This is a genomic window from Massilia sp. P2_C2, assembly GCF_056404615.1.
On sequence record NZ_JBFUDR010000057.1, the window covers coordinates 20,861 to 27,072 of the forward strand.

5 protein-coding genes are annotated in these 6,212 nt (G+C 63.4%); 1 reads left to right on the plus strand and 4 read right to left on the minus strand.

Annotation, left to right across the window (positions count from 1 at the left end):
* Positions 1-168 precede the first annotated feature (168 nt).
* On the minus strand, positions 169-540 hold the full coding sequence (locus tag AC1DYX_RS09620; RefSeq protein ID WP_477258593.1) for a hypothetical protein: 372 nt from the start codon (positions 538-540) through the stop codon (positions 169-171).
* Positions 541-577: 37 nt separating this feature from the next.
* Complete coding sequence (locus tag AC1DYX_RS09625) at positions 578-1,789, minus strand: extracellular catalytic domain type 2 short-chain-length polyhydroxyalkanoate depolymerase (protein WP_477258594.1); 1,212 nt, start codon at positions 1,787-1,789, stop codon at positions 578-580.
* A gap of 198 nt (positions 1,790-1,987) precedes the next feature.
* Here AC1DYX_RS09625 and AC1DYX_RS09630 point away from each other — a divergent pair, with 198 nt between their 5' ends.
* Complete coding sequence (locus AC1DYX_RS09630; protein WP_477258595.1) at positions 1,988-2,650, plus strand: HAD hydrolase-like protein; 663 nt, start codon at positions 1,988-1,990, stop codon at positions 2,648-2,650.
* A 118-nt stretch (positions 2,651-2,768) separates the two neighbouring features.
* Here the strand turns inward: AC1DYX_RS09630 and AC1DYX_RS09635 are convergent, their stop codons facing one another.
* Both AC1DYX_RS09635 and AC1DYX_RS09640 read right to left on the minus strand, forming a co-directional pair.
* Positions 2,769-3,359, minus strand: coding sequence for a hypothetical protein (locus AC1DYX_RS09635; protein ID WP_477258596.1), 591 nt, complete (start codon positions 3,357-3,359; stop codon positions 2,769-2,771).
* A 69-nt stretch (positions 3,360-3,428) separates the two neighbouring features.
* Positions 3,429-5,783 (minus strand): dockerin, encoded by a 2,355-nt coding sequence (locus AC1DYX_RS09640; protein WP_477258597.1) that lies wholly within the window; start codon positions 5,781-5,783, stop codon positions 3,429-3,431.
* Between the last annotated feature and the right edge of the window lie 429 nt (positions 5,784-6,212).

Here is a 6,212-nt window from a genome sequence, read left to right on the forward strand (position 1 = left end):
GTCAAAGAGCAACCTTGTTGCCGAAACAGCTGAGCGGGCGGCCATCATAGCCGAGCTGAATCGGGCGGGACCACGCATTACACCCTGTAAGACCTGTTACACAAAGATGCAAATTAGTTTCGAAATAATGGCCTCAAAAGCGTTTTGCGGATGATTTCAGTCGCTTCGTTAGCACATGCCACCTGCGATGCTCTTACCCGTCCTCAAATCAAAACCGAAGTAGCAGGTATATCCATTTCCAGCGTGAAATGTGCACCAGACATTCTCTTTGCTGCGGCTGCGCGCGCCCTTCTCTCCGTCGCAGGTCTCTTTGTCGTCCGGTGGCATCGCATCGAAAATTTCCTTTGCGGGCTTTCCCTCGATGATGAAGGACAGCTTGTGATCGCTCCTGGTAGGCGCCTGTTGATTGTCCAGGTCGCCGGAATAAATCGTGTATATTCCTTTGAATGGCCGGTATGGGGCCGGCCAATCCGCCTGCTCAGCGGCATATGCCAGGGACAGCAACGCAGTCGTACCAAGGACTGCAAAGGCTTTCTTCATATCGCGCCCGACCGTACCACTACGTGGAAGTGATTAATCAAGAACAACTCCCATACGCGTAATACCCCGCCGCCGTCTGCCTCACATCCGTATAAGCCGTGAACAGGTAATAGCCCAGATACTGGTTCGAATTCTTCGCATACACCTGCCCGTCCGCGCCGATATACGCCCGTCCGGCGGACACATGCGACACATTGCTGGCAAACCAGTGGCTGCACGTGAACGGGGCCGCCGCGTTGCCGCTGACGATCCTGTCGATCATGGTCTTGATGGCGATCATCTGCCCGCCGCTCTTGGCCGGGAAATTCACGTCCTCGTAGCCCCACCAGTCCCAGCAGCCGCCCGGATTGTTCCCGGTGACGATGGTTTGCGGATACAGCACGATGATATTGTTCGTATCGGCCCAGCGGTTATAGCCGGCGTTGCGGTAAAACGCGTCGCCGACGACGGAGGCGCCTTGCAGGCAGCCGTGCAGGGCCACGTGCAGCCGGCATGTCTGTCCTGCCACACAGGAAGCCGGTACGTAGGCATAGCCGCTGCTGTCCATGCTGTAGAAGCCTGGGTTGAAATTGCCCCAGAAAACGGACTGGTCGAAATTGATGAAGCTGCCGGAGAGCGTTCCCGTGTTCTTTGGATTCAGCGGCCCGTAGATCCATTTCAGGATCTCGCCCGCCGTATCGAAGTTGCAGTTATCGACGTACGGTAGGCCGTTGATGGCGCAGCCATTGCCGAAGAAATCCGTCGGCACCGAATGCTGGGCCGCGAGATTGTTCTTGTAATAGATATTGGCCGCCGGGAGGTAATTGGCATACATCGTTTTGAGGTCGTCCATGACGGGCTGGCGCACCGTGGAATCGATCGTGCCCGACAGCAGATATACCTTCGATGCGGTCATGTTGCCGGTCGGGTCGATATAGCCATTGCCCGACCACGTGTTCACCACCGAGATCAGGTACGGTACATCGCGCGTGCCTGTATTGGCCATGCACGGGCCGACCGAGATCGCGACGATGCCCTGCGAACAGTAATACGGCCCGCCGGCGATGACGCCCGCGCCCTTCCTGATCGTCTTCGAGTACGCAAAATGCATCTGCACGGCCATCTGGGCGCCGGACGAGAAGCCGGAGACCGACACGTCGTTCACGCTGACGTTGTACTTCGGCAGCGCGATGACCGCCGCGAAGGCGCTCGTACCGATAAACGCAAGGAGGATGCCGGCAAGTCGCCTTGCCTTGATCAGGATCGTCATATCGTCTCCAGTTATTGTTTTAGGAATCGTGACACAGCGGCGATGCCGCGGAGGCTGGCCAACGGCTCAAGGTTGACCCCGATCAGATTAGTTAAGGCCGGCGGATGTGCAAGCGCAAAATAATGTGCACGCTTGATCAGGCAGCTGTGCAAAAACGCGCTATGGTGAATGGATGCGTTGCCTGTGCGATGATGCGGGATGACCGACTCATGCACGTATCCGGCCACGCCGATGACCTGCCGCCTCGCCATCTTCGACTTCGACGGCACCCTGGCCGATTCCTTCCCCTTCTTCCTCAGCGTCTTCAACACGATCGCCGACCGTCACGCTTTTCGCCGCATCGACGTCGAGCGCGCGGGCGAGCTGCGCCACTACAGCGTGCGCCAGATGATGGATCACCTCGGCATGCCGGCCTGGAAGCTGCCGCTGGCGTCCAGGACCTTCATGGACATGATGAAGGACAGCGCCCACGCGATCCCCCTGTTCGATGGCATCGATCCGGCGCTGCGTCACCTGCACGCGTGCGACGTGGCCTTGAGCGTCGTCTCGTCGAACTCGGAACACAACGTACGCACGGTACTGGGGCCGGATCTGACGGGGCTCATACAGCGCTTCGACTGCGGCATGTCCGTGTTCGGCAAGGCGAGCCGCATCCGTGCCGTGCTCAAGGCCTGCGGCGTGGCCCCGGCCGAGGCTCTCTATATCGGCGACCAGGCCACCGATGCCCAGGCCGCGCGCAAGGCCGGCGTGGCGTTCGGGGCAGTGCACTGGGGCTATGCGCCCATCGAGACCTTGCGCGGGCAGGCGTGCGCCATCGAGTTCGTTACACCGGCGGATTTGCACCGGATCGCTGGCCGGTAGGGTGGGCACCCCTGTGCCCACGCGAACGTATGCGGTATGCGAACGTTACGCGTGGGCACGGGGTGCCCACCCTACCAATTCGGGCCTGCCTGGATAGGCTCCTATCGCGGCGCGCGGATCAGCTGCGGCGACGGCGCGCCAGGCCGAAGGCGGCCACGCCGCCCATCAGCAGCGGCAGCGTGCCCGGCARCGGCACCGTGCCCGCGGCGGTCGCGGCTTCCACGTCGACGTTGGCGATGGCATTGATCGCGCCCGACGTCAGGCGCAGCTCCGTGATGCCGTTCAGCGCCGTGGTCCAGGTGCCGCCGTCGACCAGGAAGGCCTGCAGGTTGCCGTCGGTCGACAGCATGCTGCCGGTCGTGTAGTAGTCGAAGCTGTGCAGGTCGAACAGGCCGCCGCCGATGCGGGTCAGCGTGACGAAGGTGTTGGCGCCGTTCTCGAAGCCGTCGTGCCAGTTGTACGTCTGCGGATCGAACGTGCCGTCGCCGACGTGCGCCGCGCCGGCGGCCGCGCCCGGTGCGTTCAGCGTGAGGCGGTAGCCCGACTCTTCGTACACGAGGTTGGWGCCGTCRTAGTGCATGTTGGCGGCCAGSGGGAAGCCGTCGCCGTACATCGAYTCGGTCAGGCYGTCGAACGTSAGGACGGTGGCGCCGGCGTTGGCGGCCGCGACGCCCAGCGTGAGCGCGGCCAGGATTGCTTTCAGTTTCATTCGAATGTCTCCTTTGATTCGGAAGCGAAAGGCCGGTCCCGTGCACGGTGCGCGGGACCGGCGCATCCATCAGTAGGTGTACAGGACGCCGCGGGCGGCGCCGGCGAAGTACAGGCGTCCAGGCACGGTCTGGTCGGCCGCCAGGTTGCTGATGCCGGYGTACTGGTGCAGGTCGTCGTTGAAGCGGGTCCAGTTGACGCCGCCGTCATCCGAGCGGTACACGCCCCACTGGCCGTTCATCACACCGACGACGTAGACCGACGCCGAGTACTTGGCGCCTGCCGGTGCCTTGCCGAGGGCGATCGACGTGGCGCCATAGATCTTCGGCTGGAAGTAGTTGTTGGGGTCGGGGATCGACTGGGTCACGTTCAGCCTGGTCCAGTGCGCGCCCGAGTCGGTCGAGTGCAGGATGCTGAACCCGTCCACCAGCCAGATGTCGCCTTCCGCGTTCGGATTGACGGCAACCTCGGTCGCCTGGAACGAATTCAGCGCCGTGCCGCTGGTCGGGAACGTGGTGCTTTCGGTAAACGTATGGCCGCCGTCCGTCGACGTGAAGAAGCGGGCCGTCTCGCCCCATTGCATCCACCATGCGCCGCCCGAGTTGTACGCGTAGACCTTGTTGGGGTTCTTGCGGTCGGCCACGACATGGTAGCCGCGCGAGACCCACGCCTGCGACAGTGCCGGCAGGTTCGTGTAGGTCCACGTGTTGCCGTTGTCGGCCGTCCACGCCGGTACCGATTCGGCCGGCGCCCAGACCGCATTCCCGGTCTTCGTGACGGCGATGCTGGCCGCTTCCGACTGGTGCGCCTTCGCGTCAGGGTGATTCGTGGCAAACGCGTTCCAGGTCACACCGCCGTCGGTGGAATAGGCGCCCAGGTTGTCGGGCGTTTCCCAGGCGCCGGCGCCGATGGTGGCAATGTAGGACGGGTTCGACCATGCCATGTCGGCGCCGAAGGTGCTGCTGAAACCGTGCGAGCCGCGCGTGGGCCGCTTGAGGAGTTCCGTCTGTACCCAGGTGCCGACGTCGAGGCCGCTGCGCACCAGCGTGTAGCCGGCACCCGCCGGCGGCGCCATCAAGGCCTTCGTCGCAACTTCCTCGATGCCCTCGTTGGGGCTGGTCCACGAGGGCGTCGGAGACGACGCGTTGCGCGTCTCCACCACGCCGCCACCCGTCACGTGCAGGATGCGGTCCTTGTTGTTCGGATCGATCTCGACGTCGTCCATCCAGCCCGAGAAGCTCCCGTCCGGGTTATGCGGCATCGTCGCGGCGATTTCGCGCCAGGTGGCGCCGCCGTCGTCGGACATCTGCACGACCGGCTGGCCTTGCCAATTGCCCCACGAGTTGGTCACGCCCAGTGCGATGCGGGTGTTGGCGCCGGTGCCGTACACGGACAGGCCGCCGATGCCGAAGCTGGACCACTGGGTGTCGTCATAGCTCTTCAACAAGGTCCAGTTGGTGCCGTCGAACTTGTACAGCCGTGCCGGTCCGTTGGCGCCGGGGCCGGTGCCCTTCGTGAACGCGACGTACATCATGCCGTCCTTCGCGCGCACCATATGCGGGACGATGTAGCCCTGCACGTCGGCCGGGGTCGCGATGCCGGTCCACGACGCGCCGCCATCGGTCGTCTTGTACAGGGCGTAGTTCAGGCCCGCCACCCCCGCATAGTCCGGCGCCACCGCCGTGTAGATCGTCTGCGTGGCGCTGCCGGTGCCCTTGGTATCGGTGTCGAAGATCACCTGTTCCATGCCGACCGGGCTGCTCCAGAAGGTCGCGTCGACCTGCGCCTGGGTCATCTTCACCGTCGACAGCGACGTTACCTGGTTCCAGGTCTGGCCGCGGTCCGTGCTCTTCCACAGGCCGGCCGTGCGCGTCGCGTAGAACAGGATGGTCGGGTCGTTCGGGTCGACCATCAGGCGCTCGCCGACGGCGCGGCCCTGGCTGTTGCCGCCCGCGGAGAACGGCAGCTCGACGTGCGTCCAGTGCGTGCCGCGGTCGGTGGAAATGTACAGGCGCGCGTGGCCTTCGGCGCTCACGTACATGCCGCCGCTCAGGTAGACGCGCTGGTCGTCGTTCGGGTCGAGCGCCAGCGTTTCGCTGCCGTGGTAGCCGCCTTCGTCGGGGCCGAAGCCGTCCGTGATCGAAATCCAGCTCGAGGTGGCCGGATCCCAGCGGTAGGCGCCACCGACGTCGGTGCGCGCGTACAGCAGGTCCGGGGTGGTCGGGTGGAAGACCAGGCCCGGCACGTAGCCGCCGCCGCCGAACTTCACGCTCGCGAAGCGGGCGGGCTTGATGGTGGGGCTGGCGGCGCCGATGGTGCCCGCCAGGACGGTGCTACCATTGCCGTGATCGGCGTCGCTGCCGCCGCAGCCGGCCGCGAGGCCCGCCACGATGCCGGCCAGCGCGATGAGTCGCATCTTCTTCATACTTGTGTGCTCCATATTGATTGTTATGATTTGCCGGCCTTGCGCCTCACATCCCCAGGCACGCCCAACCGCCGGTGTTCGAGCGCCGCGAGATCGTGCGATCCTTTCAGCGTCGGTGACATTCTGTAAAGATACGGAACCAGCCGCAATGATGAAAAACCTCAGGTCGCCAACGAAATACCTGAGTGTGTCGCGCGAGCGTTTCGTGACGGAATGGATCGAGTGAGACCAATAAAAAAAGGAGCCAGTCAACTCGGCTGACTGGCTCCAGACATGCTGCCTCCGCCTTTAATGCTTATCCCAGTAGGGTGGGCACCCTGTTTAGCACAGGGACATAGGTAACACATGTCTAGAGACATGGGTGACACTACCTGGTCGTCATTTTAGCGGCGGTGAGGTCGATTTGGCCGACCTCTTTATGGCAACATA

Bases quoted from the DNA above. Each gene is read 5' to 3' on its own strand.
- AC1DYX_RS09630 (WP_477258595.1), top strand. From the start codon at position 1,988: ATGACCGACTCATGCACGTATCCGGCCACGCCGATGACCTGCCGCCTC.
- AC1DYX_RS09625 (WP_477258594.1), bottom strand. From the start codon at position 1,789: ATGACGATCCTGATCAAGGCAAGGCGACTTGCCGGCATCCTCCTTGCG.
- AC1DYX_RS09620 (WP_477258593.1), bottom strand. From the start codon at position 540: ATGAAGAAAGCCTTTGCAGTCCTTGGTACGACTGCGTTGCTGTCCCTG.